Annotated in this window: 14 protein-coding genes and 1 pseudogene; 10 read left to right on the top strand and 5 right to left on the bottom strand. The window is 67.1% G+C overall.

The window, feature by feature from the left end:
* Nucleotides 1-168: 168 nt before the first annotated feature.
* The 5 genes and pseudogenes from ACZOOI_RS12505 to rfbA all read right to left on the bottom strand — a co-directional run bounded on the left by ACZOOI_RS12505 (nt 169) and on the right by rfbA (nt 6521).
* Nucleotides 169-1755: a hypothetical protein gene (locus tag ACZOOI_RS12505; RefSeq protein WP_465281342.1), complete on the bottom strand. Its 1587-nt coding sequence runs from the start codon at nt 1753-1755 to the stop codon at nt 169-171.
* A gap of 521 nt (nt 1756-2276) precedes the next feature.
* Nucleotides 2277-2883: pseudogene (locus ACZOOI_RS12500) on the bottom strand (NAD-dependent epimerase/dehydratase family protein); the annotation flags it as partial.
* Nucleotides 2884-2990: 107 nt separating this feature from the next.
* Nucleotides 2991-4643, bottom strand: a complete 1653-nt coding sequence (locus tag ACZOOI_RS12495) for a trypsin-like serine protease (RefSeq protein WP_465280721.1) — start codon at nt 4641-4643, stop codon at nt 2991-2993.
* A 304-nt stretch (nt 4644-4947) separates the two neighbouring features.
* Nucleotides 4948-5547 carry a dTDP-4-dehydrorhamnose 3,5-epimerase gene (gene rfbC, locus ACZOOI_RS12490; protein ID WP_465280720.1) on the bottom strand — a complete coding sequence of 200 codons (600 nt, stop codon included), beginning with the start codon at nt 5545-5547 and terminating at the stop codon, nt 4948-4950.
* A gap of 77 nt (nt 5548-5624) precedes the next feature.
* Nucleotides 5625-6521, bottom strand: a complete 897-nt coding sequence (gene rfbA, locus ACZOOI_RS12485; protein ID WP_465280719.1) for a glucose-1-phosphate thymidylyltransferase RfbA — start codon at nt 6519-6521, stop codon at nt 5625-5627.
* A 50-nt stretch (nt 6522-6571) separates the two neighbouring features.
* Here rfbA and rfbB point away from each other — a divergent pair, with 50 nt between their 5' ends.
* From rfbB to ACZOOI_RS12435, 10 genes are all read left to right on the top strand, one after another.
* On the top strand, nt 6572-7555 hold the full coding sequence (rfbB, locus tag ACZOOI_RS12480) for a dTDP-glucose 4,6-dehydratase (protein ID WP_465280718.1): 984 nt from the start codon (nt 6572-6574) through the stop codon (nt 7553-7555).
* Nucleotides 7556-7619: 64 nt separating this feature from the next.
* Nucleotides 7620-8966: a lipopolysaccharide biosynthesis protein gene (locus tag ACZOOI_RS12475; RefSeq protein ID WP_465280717.1), complete on the top strand. Its 1347-nt coding sequence runs from the start codon at nt 7620-7622 to the stop codon at nt 8964-8966.
* A 63-nt stretch (nt 8967-9029) separates the two neighbouring features.
* Complete coding sequence (locus ACZOOI_RS12470) at nt 9030-9932, top strand: glycosyltransferase family 2 protein (protein WP_465280716.1); 903 nt, start codon at nt 9030-9032, stop codon at nt 9930-9932.
* An 86-nt stretch (nt 9933-10018) separates the two neighbouring features.
* Nucleotides 10019-10999, top strand: a complete 981-nt coding sequence (locus ACZOOI_RS12465) for an NAD-dependent epimerase/dehydratase family protein (protein WP_465280715.1) — start codon at nt 10019-10021, stop codon at nt 10997-10999.
* A 237-nt stretch (nt 11000-11236) separates the two neighbouring features.
* Nucleotides 11237-12151: a dTDP-4-dehydrorhamnose reductase gene (gene rfbD / locus ACZOOI_RS12460; RefSeq protein WP_465280714.1), complete on the top strand. Its 915-nt coding sequence runs from the start codon at nt 11237-11239 to the stop codon at nt 12149-12151.
* A gap of 72 nt (nt 12152-12223) precedes the next feature.
* The gene (locus tag ACZOOI_RS12455; RefSeq protein ID WP_465280713.1) at nt 12224-12910 is read left to right on the top strand and encodes a glycosyltransferase family 2 protein; all 687 of its coding nucleotides are present in this window, start codon (nt 12224-12226) and stop codon (nt 12908-12910) included.
* 4 nt (nt 12911-12914) lie between these two features.
* Nucleotides 12915-13343: a DUF2304 family protein gene (locus ACZOOI_RS12450; RefSeq protein WP_465280712.1), complete on the top strand. Its 429-nt coding sequence runs from the start codon at nt 12915-12917 to the stop codon at nt 13341-13343.
* Between the two features lie 6 nt (nt 13344-13349).
* Nucleotides 13350-14252: a glycosyltransferase family 2 protein gene (locus tag ACZOOI_RS12445; RefSeq protein WP_465280711.1), complete on the top strand. Its 903-nt coding sequence runs from the start codon at nt 13350-13352 to the stop codon at nt 14250-14252.
* A 341-nt stretch (nt 14253-14593) separates the two neighbouring features.
* The gene (locus ACZOOI_RS12440) at nt 14594-16534 is read left to right on the top strand and encodes a hypothetical protein (RefSeq protein ID WP_465280710.1); all 1941 of its coding nucleotides are present in this window, start codon (nt 14594-14596) and stop codon (nt 16532-16534) included.
* 137 nt (nt 16535-16671) lie between these two features.
* Nucleotides 16672-18084, top strand: a complete 1413-nt coding sequence (locus ACZOOI_RS12435) for an RICIN domain-containing protein (RefSeq protein ID WP_465280709.1) — start codon at nt 16672-16674, stop codon at nt 18082-18084.
* Nucleotides 18085-18157 lie beyond the last annotated feature (73 nt).

Raw genomic sequence — 18157 nt, 5'->3', positions numbered from 1 at the left:
TGGACCCCGGGCCTGTTCCGCTCCCGGCTGCCGGAGTCCACCCGCCGGGAGACGCCGGCGGCCGGCCCGGACACGACGAAGGCGGCGTCGGATGCTTCGACTTCGACGACGCCGCCCTCGTCCGTCACGGCACTGGACCCCCTGGCCCGTGGGTCCCGCGGTGCCCGCTCAGCCGTTGTTCGCCCCGGGGGGGACGCGGACGGGGAGCTCCCACGGCGGGGTGCCCAGCTGCCGGCACGTGTGCTTGTTCGCGTACCTCGGGCAGGCCCCGCTGGTCTTCTGCAACTGGTGGGAGCGGTAGGTCAGCGAACCGATGCTCGAGTCGTCGACCGGTATGACGTCGTCGGCGACCGAGGAGGCCGCGGTACCGAACAGCAGCACCATCGCGGACAGCGCGCCGATTGTGGTCGCCATGCCGGGGGTGGTGCGCCAGCGCGCGCCGACGTGCTTGGGGTAGGCGTCCGCGACCGGGTCGGCGCGGTGTACGACGTACCGGTTCCACAGCGCGCGCAGCCGTTGCGAGGACAGGTGCCCGGCCACACCGAGCAGGAGCAGCATCACGTACGCGAGTTCGATCGAGGTGCGCGGGTAGAGCTGCACTGCCTGGTCCTGGAACATGTGCGAGGCGAACCAGAACCGCATCAGCCACGAGCTGGCCAGGCACGCCACCAGCGCGAGGACCAGCGAGCGCCGCATGCCGAGTGCGAGCGCGACCGCGAGGCCCACCAGCAGGATCAGCATGAACACGCCGACGCCGCCGAGTTCGCCGGGCGGTGGCCACGTGCCGACCTCGCCGGGCGAGTCACCGCGCCACATCAGGAAGTAGGCGGGGTCGACTGCGGTGTCGAAGTAGAAGTAGTCGTCCTTCTCGCCGCCGCTCTTGAGGAGCAGGTCCTTGAGGTACAGGCCGCTGATGATCAGGAACGGGACGATGGTCGCGATCACGAAGATCATCGCGGCCTTGAAGCCGCGTCGCCAGGGCAACACGAGCAGGCAGGTCACCAGCACGCCGGCGGCCGACCAGAGGAACCAGCCGGAGTAGGCGATCATCATCACGCCCAACATCACGCCGAAGGCCACCCCGGTGGTCACCCGATCGCGCTTCGTCATCCGCGGTGATCTGCGCAGTATCTGGATGAACTTCGCGATCACCGGCACGAATACGACCAAAATGATCGTGGTGTAGGGCTTGACCGGCTCATACAGCGGGATCGAGCTGGTGACGCCGATGGCCAAGGCCCACAGCGGCTGGAACCACAGGCGCCAGGCGAGGTAGGCGGCCGGACCGATCATCGCCATGATCACGATCTGCAGGTCCTGGAGCGAGTACGAGGTGTTGCCGTGCCGGAACACCTTCGCCCACAGCGCCAGCAATTCCGGGAACAGCGGCGGGTACACGCCGGAAATCGACTCGCCCCGGTTGATCGCCCCCGCCCAGTTCGCCAGGGTGCCCACGTCACCGTCGACGCCGTTGATCGGCCACGGCGTGCCGCGCAGGCCGATCGTGGTGCCACCGGCGACGAAGCCGGTGGCGAGTCCCGCCACCACGGCGCACGAGATCCGGGCGAACAACGCCTGCAGGGCCGGGCCGAACCGCCGATAGGCGATCACCAGCGCCGCGATCACCAGCAGGGCGATCAGGGTCATCCGTAACTGCAGCGTGGCCAGGCCGCTGACCTGACCGATCCGGTCGATCGGGTCGACCCGGATGTTGCGAGCCCACACCGCGAACACCAGTGCGGTGAGCACCGCCACAGCGCCTTCCGCACAGACCAACAGCGGGCACCGCCACCAGGGAGCCGGCGACGAAGCCGCCGTCTCCGGCAGGGTTTTCGGCGGTGGTGAGGACGTGGGAAGGTCGGGCGACGGGGCGCGCTCCACCTGGTATCTCCTTTCACATGGGCCGGGCAAGGACCTGCCGGTCGACCTGCGGGCGATCGCACGCGGATGGACCGGCAGGACAGGAACGGAGACGTTGGCAGCCCCGTTGCGGGGTCGCGCGGACGGGACGTCCTGGATGCCGGCGTCAGGCGCCGCAGAAACCGAGCGAGTCGGTGAAGTCCTTGTACATCGCGTACTGCGGGCGCAGGCCCGAGCCGGTCGCCTCGTCGAAGGACGGCGCCTCGGCGTCCCGGGCCGACAGCACGGGTTCGTTCGTTTGCCAGTCGATCGCCGACCGGGGATCGAGGGGATGCGCCGTGTGCTTGCGCTCCGGGGCGTACCCCGTCGATGCTGAGCGGGCGGCTATCCATGCGAACTACGATGGTCCGGGTTGGGGCCAGGCCCTCGCCTCGGCCCGCGTTCAGCACCAGGTGCGCGTCCGGGTCGGCGCCGAGCCGGCGGGTGGCGGCCACGTGCGCCTCGGTCAGGTCCACCACATGGATGAAGTCGCGCACGCACGTGCCGTCCGGCGTGTCGTAGTCGTCCCCGAGGATCACCGGCGCCTGATTGGCCGTCAACTTCTCCGGCACCATCGGCACGAGGTTGAACACGCCCTTGTCCGCGAGCTCGGGCGCGCCCGAGCCCGCGACGTTGAAGTAGCGCAGCGAGGCGTACGAGATCCCGTGTGCGCGCGCCGTGGCCTTGATCATTCACTCGCCGACGAGCTTGCTCTCGCCGTACGGGTTGATCGGCAGGCACGGGGTGTCCTCGGTGACGAGGTCGACGGCGGGCATGCCGTACACGGCGTGCGCCCGGAACGCCTCGTCGAGCAGCGCCGGATCCAGCACGGATCCGACGATCAGCGGCACCGCCCTCCGGGTGCCGCTCCCGGGCGCCCGTGGAGAAGTCGTCGACGACGACCACATCCTCACCGGCCGCGAGCAGCGCCCGCACGACATGCGTCCCGATGTACCCGGCACCGCCGGTGACAAGCCGCATCATGGGACGACCCTATCCAGTCCGGCGCCCGCCCGGGTGGCGTCCCTTCGTCCCGGTCCGGTTCCGGGCGCGCTTCGCCGAACGACGATGCGCCCGGAACCGGAAGCCGACTAGAACAGGTTGTCGAATTCGTTCCAGTTCAGGTTCGGCTGTCCGCTGATGATGCCGTTCTCCACTCGTTCGCCGAAGCTGGGTGCTCCGGTGCCGTAGTAGGTGAACAGTCGGCCGTTCGACGTCTTGCCGACGATGTCCGCGACACCGTCGCGGTTCACGTCGCCCGCGCCGACCAGTTGGCTGAACATGTCCCAACCGGTGCCCATGGTCACGCCGTTGCCGAACGAGGCGCCGCCGAAGCCCTTGTAGAAGCGCAGCAGACCACCCGGGGTGCGGCCGAGGATGTCCACCTTGCCGTCCCGGTCCAGGTCACCGGAGACCACCATCTGGTTGAACATGTTCCAGCCGGTACCGACGAGCTGACGCTCGCCGAACGCGCCGGGGCCGGTGCCCGGGTAGAAGAACAGGTCACCCGAGGGCGTGCGGCCGAGGAGGTCGGGCCGACGGTCGCCGTTGAGATCGCCGGGGGTCAGGATCGTGTCGAACATGTTCCAGCCGTTGCCGACGTTCGACTTCGTACCCAGGTAGCCGTTGCCGACGCCCGCGTAGTAGTAGAGGTCGCCTGCGGCGGTCAGGCCCAGGACGTCGGCCTGGCTGTCTCCGTTGAGGTCACCGGGCTGGTACATCTTGGTGAACATGTTCCAGCCGCTGCCCGCGTTGACGTTCGGGTACAGGCCGTACTTGCCGTAGTTGGTCACGGTCCACAGCTCGCCGTCGGAGGTGCGCCCGTACAGGTCCGGCAGGCCGTCCCCGTCGAGGTCGGGCTTGCCCAGGGGGCGGGTGCCGAGCTGCTGGTTGATCACGTCGGTGAAGTCGCTCACCTTGGTCGAGACACTGTAGGTCCCGGGCGTGACGCAACCCTTGACGCCCCACGACACTATGCCGACCACACGACCTGCGACCACGAGCGGACCACCCGAGTCGCCGTTGCACGGGGTGACGGTGCCGGTGCCGTCACCGGCACAGATCATCCCCGCCGAGGTCTGCTCGCCGGGCAGCGCGGTGCAGCCGTCGGGACCGAGCAGCGGAATGGTCGCCTGGCGCAGCTTGCCGTCCGCGGGCTGGCCGGACTGGCTGCGTCCCCACCCGAAGACCTGCGCCTGGGTGCCGGCCGCGTACAGCGCGGAGTCGGCCGGGCCGGCGATCGGCAACACCGGGTACGGCACGGGCGCCGGCAGGGTCAGCACCGCGACGTCGTTCGCCAGCAGGTTCGGGTCGTAGTTCGGGTGCCGCCACTGCTCGGTGGGGTGGACCACTCGGTCCACCTGCACCTCGAGATCGACGCCACCGAAGACAACCACGCCCTTGTTGACGAAGTCGAAGCCGTCCACGCAGTGGGCCGCGGTCAGCACCTTGGTGGGGGATATGAGCGTGCCCCCACACGAGTACCAGAGGTTGTCGTTCGCCTGGACCTGGAGGAAGGCCATCCACGGGTACGCGGACGGGTTGGTGACCGGGTCGCCACCGATGATCTTCGGGTCGCGCTGGGTGTCCACCGGCGGGGCGGGGGCCCCGGGCGGCGGCTTGGGCGTGTCGTCGGGAGCGGCGACTGCAGAGCCCGTTGACGTGGCCGCGACGACGGCGGTCGTCGCGAGAGCCACGAGTGATGCGTTCATGACATTGCGGAACGCGGTGGCACGAGAAAGCACAGGCAACTCCTGTGTAATGAACTTCTGGAAAACCGGGGTGTGGCTCGCAAAATAGTGAAGAAAGGACATTTTCGTCCCGCTCGTTCTTCTGCGGAGCCGGGTGCAATAAAATCGAAGGATGCCGGCGAAGTCCGACATCCATTCCGGCGAAAGTACCGGGCGAGCAAGATACGGGCCGGCTATTTTCGCGGCGCACTCGGGGTGCCTCCGGCGGGCCTTGCCCGCGACGACGAAGACCGGGACGACGCATTCGTCGTCCCGGTCTTCGTCGGGTCAAGTCGTCGGGCGTCGCCGCCCGAGGCGGTCAACTCTCCCGCAGTGAATTCCGATATGCCACACATGCGGAGTACTGCGGCAGAAGTCCCTCGGTCGACATCTCCTCGAGCGTGGGCGCCGCCGCGTCGCGGTCGGACAGTATCGGCGCGTCGGCGGGCCAGGCGATGCCCAGTTCCTTGTCCAGCGCGTGCACGGCCCGCTCACGTGTGGGGGCGAACGTCTCCGAGCACAGGTAGCTCACGGTCGCACCCTCGGTCAGCGCGCAGAACCCGTGCCCCAAGCCCTCGGAGATGTAGACGGACCGACGCTCGATGTCGTCGAGCCGCACGCCTTCCCACTTGCCGAATGTGGGCGAACCGATCCGCAGGTCGACGATCACGTCCAGCACCGCGCCCTTGGCGCACGAGACGTACTTCGCCTGGCTGGGCGGCACGTCGGCGAAGTGGATCCCGCGGACCACACCCTGCGAGGACACGGACATGTTGCCTTGGGCCAGTCGCATGGGGTGCCCGATCTCCTGGGCCAGGTGATCGAAGCGGTACCACTCGGTGAACATTCCGCGCGGATCGCCGTGCAACTGGGGAGTGATCTCCCAGGCACCCTCGATGGAAAGGGGCCGGATCTTCATGAGTTGGTCCTCGGGTCGGGAGCGGATTCGCCGACAGGCCGTTCGGCCGCAGTCATCGCGTCGTTCATCGTGAGGTCTCAGTACGCGGTTTCGACCGGCGCCAAACCCTCCCCATAGGTCAACAGGTCGAGCAAGTACTGCCCGTAGCCACTCTTGAGCAGCGGTTCGGCCAGTTGCCGCACTCGATCGGCGTCGATGAAGCCACCTCGCCAGGCGGCCTCCTCGATACAGCCGATCTTGAGACCCTGGCGCTCCTCGATGACCCGGACGAATTCGGCGGCGTGTACGAGCGAGGAGAACGTACCCGTGTCCAGCCAAGCCGTGCCGCGGTCCAGAACGCTCACGTGCAATTCGCCGCGTTCGAGATAGGTTGCGTTGATTCCGGTGATCTCAAGTTCGCCGCGCGCGCTCGGCCGCAGGCCCTTCGCGATCTCCACGACGTTGTTGTCGTAGAAGTAGAGACCGGGGACGGCGTACCGCGATTTGGGGCGGGTGGGCTTCTCCTCGATGGAGCGGGCCCGGCCGTCCGGCCCGAACTCGACGACGCCGTAGGCGGTGGGATCCGCGACCGGATAGGCGAACACACGTCCACCGACGGGGTCGCTGTCCTCACGCAACTGTCGACCGAGCCCGATGCCGTGGAAGATGTTGTCGCCCAGGATGAGCGCCACGGCTTCGTTCCCGATGAACTTCTCGCCGATGAGGAAGGCCTGGGCGATGCCGTCCGGACTCTCCTGGGCCGCGTATTCGATCCGCATGCCCAACTGGGAGCCATCGCCGAGGAGACGCTGGAAGTGTGCCTGGTCCTGGGGTGTCGTGATCACGAGCACCTCCCGGACACCTGCCGTGATGAGCGTGGTCAGGGGGTAATAGACCATCGGCTTGTCGAAGACTGGCATGAGCTGCTTGGAGACGGCCTGGGTGATGGGCCACAGGCGGGAACCGGTACCGCCGGCGAGAAGGATGCCACGCATGTCATCACCTTAAGCGCTGCTCCGTCGCACGTGAGTAGACTCTCCTGTCCATGAGGATCCTGATCACCGGCGGGGCCGGATTCATCGGCTCCGAGTTCGTCCGCAATCTGCTCTCCGGTGAGGCGCCCTCGGCTCCCGCTCCACAGGTGACAGTGCTCGACAAGCTGACCTATTCGGGTGTCGAAGCCAACCTTGCGCCGGTCGCGAACCATCCTGACTACACCTTTGTTCGCGGTGACATCTGTGACCCGGCCGTCGTCGACGACGTGGTGCCCGGGCACGACGTGATCGTGCACTTCGCCGCGGAATCGCACGTCGACCGCTCCATCGCCGGAGCCGGCCCGTTCGTGACCACGAACGTCGTGGGCACGCAGGTCCTGCTCGACGCCGCGCGCAAGCACGGTGTCGGACGGTTCGTGCACGTATCCACGGACGAGGTCTACGGCTCGATCGACGAGGGCTCGTGGACCGAGGAGTGGCCGCTCGCCCCGAACTCGCCCTACTCGGCCAGCAAGGCCGCTTCCGACCTGCTCGCCCTGGCCTACCACCGCACGCACGGCATGGACGTGGTGGTCACCCGCTGCTCCAACAACTACGGGCACTACCAGTTCCCGGAGAAGGTCATCCCGCTGTTCGTCACGAATCTGCTGGACGGCCTGCGCGTGCCGCTCTACGGCGACGGCGCCAACATCCGCGACTGGCTGCATGTCTCCGACCACTGCCAGGGCATCGACCTCGTCATGCGCTCGGGCCGGCCGGGAGAGGTCTACAACATCGGCGGCGGCACCGAACTGACCAACAAGGAGCTCACCGGGCTCCTGCTGGACGCGTGCGGGGTCGGCTGGGAGATGGTGGACCATGTCGAGGACCGCAAGGGTCACGATCGTCGCTACTCTCTGAGCATCGCCAAGATTCAGGAAGAATTGGGCTATGCCCCGCGAGTGGGCTTCGTGGACGGTCTGGCCGCGACCGTGTCCTGGTTCCGCGACAACCGCGCGTGGTGGGAGCCGCTGAAGGCGGCGCCCAAGTCCTGATCGGGGGACACACCCGGCGCATCCGGCGCACGCTGCCTACGACAACCCAACCAACGAGTGAGCGATGAGAATACTGACGCGCGCGGTCGGCAGCCTTCCTCCCGGGACCCTGTTGGTGGGGGCGGGTACCGCAGTGGTCGGTGTCGCCTCGTACATCCATCTTGCGGTGGCCGGACACACACTCGACGCCGACGACATGTCCGGGGTGTCGGTGCTGTGGACGATCATCTTCTCGGTCGGTCTGGGGCTGTTCTTTCCGGTCGAGCAGGAAATCGCCCGCATCGTCGCCGCCCGCTCGGTGGAGGGCGAGGGAGCGGGCCCGGTGCTGCGGCGCGGCACCCTCCTGGCGCTCGGGATGCTTGTCGCGGTCGTGGCGGTCATCGTCGCGGCGGCGGGCCCGCTGGCCGACGCCCTGTTCGACGGGGACAAGACGCTGCTGACCGCGCTCGCCGGTGCGCTCGCGGGGCTGGTCGCGGTCTCGGTCACCCGGGGTACCCTGGCCGGCCTCAAGAAGTTCAAGGCCTACGGCGCGAGCCTCGCGCTCGACGGCGGCCTGCGCATCGTTTTCGCCGGCGCCCTGGGCATCGCCGGCGTGCGCTCGCCGCTGATGTTCAGCCTCGTGCTTACAGCGGCGCCGTTGCTCGCCACGGTGATCATCGTGGTTCCTGTGCTGCGGGCCGCGAAGCCGGGCCGCCAGGTGGCGTGGCGCGAGTTGTGCGGCGGGCTCTCGCTGCTGGTGGTGTCCACGCTGTTGGCCCAACTTGTGGTCAACATGGCGGTCATCAACGTCAAACTGCTGGAGCCCGAGGCGACCGCGTTGATCAACGCGTTGTTGTCGGCGCTGATCCTGGCGCGGGTGCCGCTCTTCGTCTTCGGAGCACTGCAGGCCTCGCTGCTGCCCGGCCTGTCTTCGATCTACGCGAGCGGCGACATCGCCGGCTTCAGACACCTGATGAAGCGGGGCGCGATGCTCGTGACGGCGCTCGGCGTCGCGGGCGGACTGGTCGCGACGGCGCTCGGGCCGTGGCTGGTGACGATTCTCTTCGGGGCCCCGAAGAACGTTCTCGACTACGCGGATTTCTTCTGGTTCTCGGCCGGTACGGTCTGCTACATGCTGGCGATGGTCCTGGGACAGGGCCTGATGACCATGGCTCGGCACAGATTCCAATTGGTCGCCTGGATCGTGGGCACCGCAGTCCTGTTCGGCATTACCTTCCTGCCGGGTGACATCAAGCTTCGCGTCGAGATCGCGTACGCGGCCGGCTCGCTGGCGGTGGCCCTGGTGATGGCCTTCGCCCTGCGCGTGCCCACGACCACGCACGGCGACGCCCGGGGCCCCGTGCTCGCGGAGGGCTCGGCCGGCTCGGCGCCGAATTCCGTGCCGGTCTCGTCGACGTGGGAATCCCGATAAAATGTCACACGCGGACCGGTATCGATACTGCCGTTACTTCCTTGGGTGTGGGTGCATCGAACGATGAGTACATTCGACATCATGCTGCCGTATTACGGCGACGTCTCTTTGATGCAGGCGGCCGTGCGCAGCGTTCAGGACCAGACCGATGGGGACTGGCGTCTGACCGTGGTCGACGACGGCCAGGAGCCGGGCGTTCCGGAATGGTTCGCCGAACTCGGTGACGATCGGATTCGCTATATCCGCAACGAGCGCAATCTCGGGGTCACCGACAATTACCGCAAGTGCGTCGGCCTCGTCGAACACGACCATGTCGTGCTGATGGGCACCGACGACATCATGTTGCCGACCTATCTCACGGTCGTGCGCTCCGCACTCCGGCAGTACCCTGACGTCGCCATGGTCCAACCCGGTGTCGAGGTCATCGACAGCAACGGCGAGCGCATCCACACCCTGGTCGACCAGACGAAGCGCCGGCTGTACGCGCCCAAGGTGCGCGGGCGTCGACTCATGGGCGGCGAGGAACTTGCGACGAGCCTGTTGCGCGGGAACTGGCTCTACTTCTCCTCCATCTGCTGGCGCGCCGATGTGCTCCGGTCGATGGCCTTCCGGGACGGCTACGACGTCATCCAGGACCTGGCGCTTGTAATAGATGTGCTACAGAGCGGCGCCTGGATGCTGCTCGACGAAACGGTCTGCTTCCAATACCGTCGTCACCGGGTGAGTCTGTCCTCCGTCCGGGCCTTCAACGGCAGCAGGTTCACCGAGGCCGAGGCCTACTTCCTCGACGTCGCCGCGCGTTTGGACAAACACGGTTGGCCCAAGGCGGCCAAGGCCGCACGACTGCACGTCTCGTCGAGGCTGCATGCGGCGAGCCTGGTGCCGGGTGCCGTCCGCACCAAGCAGACCGATGGTGCTCGTACGCTGGCCCGGCACGCGCTGGGGCCGATCCGTCGGACCCGCTGAAGCCGTACCGTTGTCGACGTCATGGGACGGCAGGGTCGTCCCTGCTTGCCCGGCAGTTCGAATCAGCAGCTCAGGAGATTGATCCAGTGCCCTCCGTTTTGTCGCGCGATCCCGATATTGCGCAGGGGCCCAGGCGGGTCGCCGTTCTGGGCGGCACCGGCCACATCGGCCGGATGCTGTGCACCGCGTTCGCCGAGCAGGGAGACAGCGTGGTCGCCTTCGCTCGCAGTGTCCCCGAGGAGTCGTCGTCCGTTCGATTCTTCGCGCTCGACGTCGTGGACGCCGGTGCGGCGGAACTGGCCAGGGTGTTGACCGAGGAACGCGTGGACGTGGTCGTCAATGCGATCGGTGGCGTCTGGTCGGTGTCCGACGAGGGCATGGTCCGCGCCAACATCACGGTCGTCGAGCGAGTCCTTGAGGCACTCGCGACGATGGAGCGTCGGCCCCGCCTGGTGCACCTCGGGAGCATCCACGAGTACGGGCTGGCGCCCATCGGCACCCCGCTCGACGAGTCGACGCCGCCGGTGCCCTCGATGGCCTACGGCAAGACCAAGCTGCGCGGCACCGAGCTGGTTCTCGCTGCCTGCGAGCGCGGTGACGCGGAGGCGATCGTCCTGCGGATCAGCAATACGGTCGGGCCGGGCCTGCCGGTCACCAGTCTTCTGGGCGCAGTGGCCGCGAAGCTGGGCAAGGCGATGCGCGAGGGCGAGAACGCCACGCTGAAATTCGCCTCGCTGCAGTCGGCGCGGGACTTCGTCGACATGCGCGACGCGGTCAACGCGATCGTCGTCGCCGCGGGCTCGACGGTGTCGGGTCGGGTGGTCAATATCGGTCGTGGCGAGGCGGTCCCCGCACGCGTAGTGGTCGACTTCCTGGTCGCGGCCAGCGGTGTTCCGGCCGAGGTGGTGGAGGGACCGATCACCACCCCGGAGACGTCGTGGCAGCAGATGAACGTGGCCGCCGCTGCTCGGCTGTTGGGGTGGAAACCCGGCTACGAGCTGTCCGACGCGGTCGCCTCCCTATGGGAGGCATACATCACCTCGGAGCGGATCCGGCCCCAGACGTGATCGGTGTGCCACCGGGGACGGCGGCACAGGCAAGTGGGCGACCACGGGTGGACGATGGGGCACATGCCGTTCGGCAGGGTCTGTCGGCAGCCTCGCCCGGGCGCTCTGGGTCCCGATTCCGGTGGGAAGGATTCGCTAGCATCGACGTGTTTGGCGAGAGTAGAGGTGTGAGCCACTCTCGGAGGGGTCCGGTCGAGGCCCGGTGTTGGCGGTGCAAGCGGAAGCGGTCGCAATCTCATGAGCACGTATGGACGCAATCGTGCGGACCGCACGACCCGGTGGCTGGTGACCGGGGGTGGAGGGATGCTCGGTCACGACCTGTCAGACGTTCTGTCCCGAACTCCCGGCGCGGTGGTGACGACGCTGGCGCGAACCGAGCTCGACATCGTCGATGCCGAGGCGGTGGATCAGGCGGTCGCGGGGCACGACGTGGTGGTCAACACGGCGGCGTGGACGAACGTCGACGAGGCCGAGGACCACGAGGCCGAGGCGACGGCGGTCAACGGCGTGGCTACGCGCAACGTCGCCCGCGCGTGTGTCGCGCACGACGTGCGCGTGCTGCACGTCTCGACCGACTATGTCTTCTCCGGCGCCGGCACCTCGCCCTACGACGAAGACGAGCCGACGGATCCGTTGAACGCCTACGGCCGCAGCAAGGCCGCCGGCGAAGCCGCAGTGGCCGAACTGCTCCCCGGGACGGGCTACATCGTCCGCACGGCCTGGTTGTACGGTGCGCATGGTCGCAACTTCGTCACGACCATGCTCGAACTGGCCGCCCGGCAGGAGTTCGTGGACGTGGTCGACGACCAAGTGGGTCAGCCCACGTGGTCGTACGCGCTGGCTGAGCGGTTGGTGGTACTCGGCCGAGCCGCGCTCGACGGAACCGCGCCCGCGGGCCGCTACCATGGCACCGCTTCCGGCGCGGCCACCTGGTACGACCTCGCCCGCGCCGTTTTCGAACTATCGGGTCTGGACCCCGACCGGGTGCGCCCCGTCTCGTCGGCCGCCTTCGCTCGCAGAGCGCAGCGGCCGAAGTACAGCATTCTCGGCCACCGGCGATGGGAAGCAGCCGGCCTGAAACCGCTCGAGGACTGGCGCATGATGTTGGTGGGGGCCTTGCCCGAGATTCAAGCGGCCAGGGACCGGCAATGAGCCCGGAGTCGCCGGACAGGCGACGTTCGCTAGTATTCATCGACCCTTACCTATGTCATCCTGGAGCATTAGGTGCATGACTTCAGCACCGCCTGGATTGTGATTCCGGTCTTCAATGAGGATCAGGTCATTGCTCAGGTTGTCGAGGAAACCGCCGCGGTCTTCCCGAACATCGTCTGTGTGGATGATGGAAGTTCCGACAACACCGAGGAGCGAATTTACGGCTCCAAGGCTCACTTGATCAAGCATCCGATCAACCTGGGACAGGGCGCCTCGCTGCAGACCGGTATCGCTTATGCGTTGGCGCAGCCGGGAATGGAATACGTTATTACTTTCGATGCCGACGGTCAGCATCGTGTCGAAGACGCGATAAAAATGTTGGAGATTGCAGCCGCCGGAAATCTCGACGTCGTCCTCGGTTCCCGATTCCTGAATGCCAACACCGGTATTCCGTGGATCAAGCGGGTCGTCCTGCGGACCGCGGCGGCATTGAGCCCCACCTCTCGCAAACTGAAGTTGACCGACGCCCACAACGGTCTTCGCGTCATGAACCGCAAGGCCGCGTCGATGCTCCAGATCACCATGAACGGCATGGCGCATGCCTCGGAGATCGTTGCCTTCCTTGCGCGCTCGGATCTGCGGATCCAGGAGGCGCCGGTGACCGTGCGGTACACCGACTACTCCAAGGCCAAGGGCCAGTCGCTGATCAACGGCGTAAACATCCTCTTCGATATCTCCATTCGACAGCGGGGTATGTGACCAGATGTTGATCCAGATCATCCTGCTCGCAGGAGCCATAGTCCTACTCGCACTCTTCGTCCGGCAGTGGGATCGTGTGCGCACGCGCGCGTGGAAGCGGCTGGCGTTCCTGGCGTTCGTGACCGCGAACGTGTACGCGATCCTGCGACCCGACGACACCACGTGGGTGGCCAAGCAGATGGGCGTGGGGCGAGGCACCGACCTCATCCTCTACCTGCTGGTCATCGGCGTGGCCTTCATGACGCTGAATACGTATATGAGGTTCAGGTCGCTCGAGAAGAAGATCACGGACCTCGCGCGCACGATTGCGATTCGCGATGCCCAGGTACTCAACCAGGATCGGATAAGTCTGCTGAACGAGAGCCTGCGCAACCAGTCCAACTCCTCCGCGCCGACCCCCGAGGTCGAGCACGCGCACTCACCGGGTTCCTGATAAGCCGTGACCATCGACATCATGCTGCCGTTCTACGGCGACATCTTCCTGATGAAAACGGCCGTCCGCAGCGTCATCGCGCAGTCGGACCCCGACTGGCGGCTCACGGTCGTCGACGACGGCCGAGCCGAGGGCATCGCGGAGTGGTTCGACACTTTGCACGAGCCCCGGATCAGGTACTTTCGCAACCCCGAGAATCTCGGCATCACCCGGAATTTCCAGCGCTGCGTCGACCTTGCCGAGCACGAGCGCGTGGTCATCATGGGCTGCGACGACGTGATGCTGCCGAACTACCTGCACACCGTGCGGGCGGCGCTGCGGACGAACCCGGGCATCGGGATGGTGCAGGCCGGCGTGGAGGTGATCGACAGCGGCGGCAATCCGACTGCCTCGCTGGTCGACGTCACCAAGCGCAGGGTCTACGCGCCCAAGTTCACCGGTCGCAAGGTCATGGGCGGCGAGGACCTCGCGAACAGTGTGCTGCGCGGGAACTGGCTCTACTTTCCATCGATCTGCTGGCGGACGGACGCCATAAAGGTCGCCGGATTCCGACCTGGCCTGGAGATCGTCCTGGACCTGGCCCTGGTGCTCGACCTCCTGGAGGCCGGCGAGGAGATGGTCGTCGACGAGACGGTGTGCTTCCAGTACCGCAGGCACGCGATCAGCGAATCCTCGCTCCAGGCGTTCGACGGTCGGCGGTTCGCCGAGGAGCGCGACTACTTCCTCGACGTCGCGGACCGGATGGATGCCCTGGGGTGGCATCAGGCGGCGAAGACGGCGCGTACGCACATGTCTTCGCGGCTGCATGCGTTGATGATGCTTCCGGGTGTTCTGCGCAAGGGCAACGCCGCAGGCGGACGAGCGCTCACTCGACATGTCTTCGGGCCGGCGAAGCGATCCGAGGACTGACACCGTCGACTCCGTGGTGAACAGCGTGTCGCCGAGCTGATACAGGCAGTTTTTCGTTAAGGAATCGTACATGTTCGGGTCGCCGACGGTTTCGGTGGGCCGGCTTTCCCTGGGATATGCTGCGTGTTTTGGTACGCGTAAAGCACGGTGTGTCTGCACATCGGTTCCGGTGTATCCCGGACAGCGCAGAATGAGGAATCGTGACCGTCTCGGAAGCCGAAGCGACGACCGTCGTGTCTATTGAACCGGCACGTGCTCGGCGACCGTTTCACCCGATTCTGCTTCTGTCGGGGGCAGCGCTGCTCGCGTGGGCGCTTCCCGCCCTCGCGTACCTCGCGGGTGTGGCGGTCGTGCTGCCGTTCGTCTTCCTCGCCCTGGTTGCCTCGCTCGTCCGGTCCGGGCACTCCGTGCTCGATCGACTCGTCATCGCGTTCGCGCTCACCGCGGGCGCCCTGTGCGCCGCCGCCCTGCTGTTCTCGGTGTGGCCGTGGGGGTTGCATCCCGTCCCCGTCGCCGGCGTGGGTTTCACGGTCGTGATCCTGTGTGCCGCCGCGACGGGGCGGCGGCCCGGGATACCCGGGCCCGGCGGGCTGTCCACGCTGTTCACCGTGGGGATCGCCGGGTTCACCTCCGCCCTGGTGCTGTGGCCGCTGCTCGGTCGCGGCTTCACCGGGCGGCTCGCGCACGTGGTCGTGGCGGAGGACCTGGCCCGGCATTTCGCGATCTACGAGGGCATACGCTCCGCGGGCGGCTATAACTTCCTGCACGGCTCCGAAGTGGGCACGATCCTCACGAAGGACCTGTACGCCTATCCGCAGGGCAGTCACTTCGGGCTCGCGCTGTTCGACAACTTCCTGCGGTCCGCGACGAACATGGGTGCGGCGCAGGGTTCTTTGGACCGCTTCGTGTTCTATTACGCGGCGACCTTCATGTTCATGATCGTTGCGATCCTGTGGGCGATCCGTTGGCTCGCGGGCTCCGAGATCGCCCCTTGGCGCTACTTCGCGGTCGCCGGTTCGACGGCCGCCTACCTGTACTTCGGCGACGGCACGTCGATGTTCCTGCACGGCTTCCTGAGCGAGTTCGCGGGCCTGGGGCTGCTGGCGATCATGGTCGCCCTGGTGACTCGTCCGCTGGCTCGACTGCGCGAACAACTGTGCGTGATGGCCGCGTTGATCATCGCGATCGCGTACACGTACTACCTCTTCCTGCCCATCACCGCCATGATGGTTCTGATCTGGGTGTACACCCATCGCACGTCGCTGCGCGCCGTCCTGCCCTGGCTGATCTGGACGGCGGGCGCGACCGCGGTGTTCTCGGCGGTCCTGCCGCTGGCCAACTGGGCCCAGGCGAGCAACGCCGAGGCGATCAACGCGCCGGGCGGCATCAGCCCGGTGAACCGGCACCTGCTGGTCCTGTTGATGTTCCTGCTCGGCCTGAGCCTGTCGAGCCGAGAGGCCTGGCGCAGGCCCGAGCAGCGCGTCGCGGCCCAGTGGGTGCTCGGCGCCGGGGGTGCCACGCTGCTGATGTACCTGTATCAGACGGCGGTCGTGGGCGAGACCTCGTATTACTACGAGAAGCTGCTGCACCAGCTCATCGTGGTGGGGCTGGTCTGCCTCGGGGCGACGGGTCTCGTGCGAGGGGACCGGGTCCCCCACGGGCCGCGGGCCGCCTTCGTCAAGCCGCTTCCCACCATCCTGCTCACCGGATGCCTGGTGATGGCGTTCGTATACAACGCGGGCCCGGACCGGGACGCCGGTCGCAATCCCAGCAGCGGTCGTTCGTGGGGAACCGCGTATTTCATCGGCCAGGCCGACGATCCCGCGTTCGCCCATCTGGTGATGGACGCAGTCCAGGGAGTGGCCAGGACCGGCGACCGGGACGTGGTGAACTTCCTGCAGGTACGCGGTGGCCCGGCAGGGAACTACTACGGGACGCTGTGGCTGGACGTGCTGGAGCGGAACCTGGGAACCGCGTGGCGGGTCAACCCGATCGAGCGGAAGTTGCAGACCTTCGAGAAGTTCAAGCAACGGATCACCAGGGACTTCGCCGACCGACGCATCCGGGTCGTGACCGACGACGTCGACGTCTTCGACTCGGTGCAGCGCCTTCGGGTCGAATATCCGGCCCTCGGCGTGGAACTGCTGTTCAGCAATCCGAGTCGATGCACCTATCGGTTCGAGCCGGTGCCGGCGCCCGCCGGGATCGCGGGGCCGTCGATGCCGCCGATCGTGCCGTTCCCGGAGAACGGGTGCAAGGCCCCCACACCGCCCCGTCCCTGACGCACCGGGCCCGCAGGATCAAGCGACTGGGATCATGCAACCCGGAGCGCGTCGAGGCGCGTCTTCCCATCGGATGCCGGACCCTTGCCGAGACGACCGGCGACAGGCCGGCTCGACGAAGGGGTGTGCTGTACGAAATGGCGTCCGAACCGGAAGCCGGCGCACCGGTCTCCCGCCGCAGGGTGCTGCTCGGTACGGGCGGCCTCCTGACCGTGGTCGGGGTCGCCGCGACCTTGGACTGGGACAACGATTCCGCGCCGGCGTCACGGCCGTTCGAGCGGACCCGACCGGCGCAGGACGGGGTGGCGCCGGCCGACCGCAGGGTACTCAACGTGGTCGCACACCACGATGACGATCTCCTCTTCCTGAGCCCGGACCTGATCTCCGATCTCCGGTCCCAGGCGCATGTACGCACCCTGTACCTGATGGCCTCCGACTACACCGGTTACCCGCGCTACATGAAGGACCGGGAGGCCGGTGTCCGAGCGGCGTACGCGGGCGTTCTCGGGATGAAGGCCTCCGACTGGACCAGCGGGCCGTACCAAGCGGGCGGCGTCGAGGGCACCCTGTGGACCCTGGGCGAACGGGTCTCGGTCGTCGAGATCAGGATTCCGGACGGCCACATGTTGACCGAGCCTGGAGCCAAGCGGATGTGGGCGCTGTACGCCGAGGGCGAGAGCGTCGAGACCCGGCCGGGCGACACCTTCCCGGCGCAGAGCATCGACCGGCAGGGCATGATCGCCTTCCTTCAGGGAATGCGCGAGGAGTTTCGGCCGACCTCGGTCAACACCCTCGATCCGACCGCCGACCTGCACGGGACCCCGATGCCGACGGGGGGCATCCACCAGGACCACATCGCGGTGTCCCGGATGGTCATGTACGTCTTCGAGGGAACCGGCCTGCCGGTGACCTACTACCGCGACTACACGATCACGAGCGAGCCCGACAACCTCTCGCCGGCGGCCACGCGCGAGAAAGCGGCCTGCTTCAAGACGTACACCGCCTTCGACCCCGACGCGCAGCACAGCAAGGTCTATCGGACCTGGTACGCCAAGACCTACGCCGTGGACGACCGCTGGCGCTCGGGCCTGGTGGTCCCGCTGCCACCGCCGCTGCGACCTGGGCCGAACGGGAATCCGGCCGATGCGCCGCTGCTGGGTCGCACCTATCGGCTGGTCAACCCGGCCACCGGGCTCGCGCTCGGCTCGTCGGCGAAATCCGATTCCCTCGCCCTGGCGACGCCCGAACGCCAGGGCACGGGGTTTCGCACCCAAGGCGTGCGCTTCGGTTGGCGGTTGCTCGCCCAGGACGGTTCGGGATGCCTGGGAACTCCGGACGGAAAGCCGGATCAGGGAATTGCGCCACGACTGTCCGCGTGTCGGCAAGAGCCCTCGTACGTCTTTCGGGTCCAGGCGGCCGGAAACAACGGATATGTCATCACCGCCGCCCATTCCGGCTTGGCGCTGACGATGAACGCCCATGGCGGCAATGTGCTTCAACAATCGAATACGGGGGCACCCGAGCAGCATTGGCGATTCGTCCCCATTTGATCGTGCGCGCCGTTCCGCGCGCCCGCGTCGATGAGGGGCGAGCGCGCGGTTCGCTAGGATCGGTCGGCGTCTT

The sequence above is a fragment of the Embleya sp. L77 genome (genome assembly GCF_055557415.1).
Note: the sequence above shows the minus strand (reverse complement) of the source record. Positions and strands in the feature narration are given on the sequence as shown.

Bases quoted from the DNA above. Each gene is read 5' to 3' on its own strand.
- rfbC (WP_465280720.1), bottom strand. From the start codon at position 5,547: ATGAAGATCCGGCCCCTTTCCATCGAGGGTGCCTGGGAGATCACTCCC.
- ACZOOI_RS12435 (WP_465280709.1), top strand. From the start codon at position 16,672: ATGGCGTCCGAACCGGAAGCCGGCGCACCGGTCTCCCGCCGCAGGGTG.
- rfbA (WP_465280719.1), bottom strand. From the start codon at position 6,521: ATGCGTGGCATCCTTCTCGCCGGCGGTACCGGTTCCCGCCTGTGGCCC.
- ACZOOI_RS12475 (WP_465280717.1), top strand. From the start codon at position 7,620: ATGAGAATACTGACGCGCGCGGTCGGCAGCCTTCCTCCCGGGACCCTG.
- ACZOOI_RS12450 (WP_465280712.1), top strand. From the start codon at position 12,915: ATGTTGATCCAGATCATCCTGCTCGCAGGAGCCATAGTCCTACTCGCA.
- rfbD (WP_465280714.1), top strand. From the start codon at position 11,237: ATGAGCACGTATGGACGCAATCGTGCGGACCGCACGACCCGGTGGCTG.
- ACZOOI_RS12470 (WP_465280716.1), top strand. From the start codon at position 9,030: ATGAGTACATTCGACATCATGCTGCCGTATTACGGCGACGTCTCTTTG.
- rfbB (WP_465280718.1), top strand. From the start codon at position 6,572: ATGAGGATCCTGATCACCGGCGGGGCCGGATTCATCGGCTCCGAGTTC.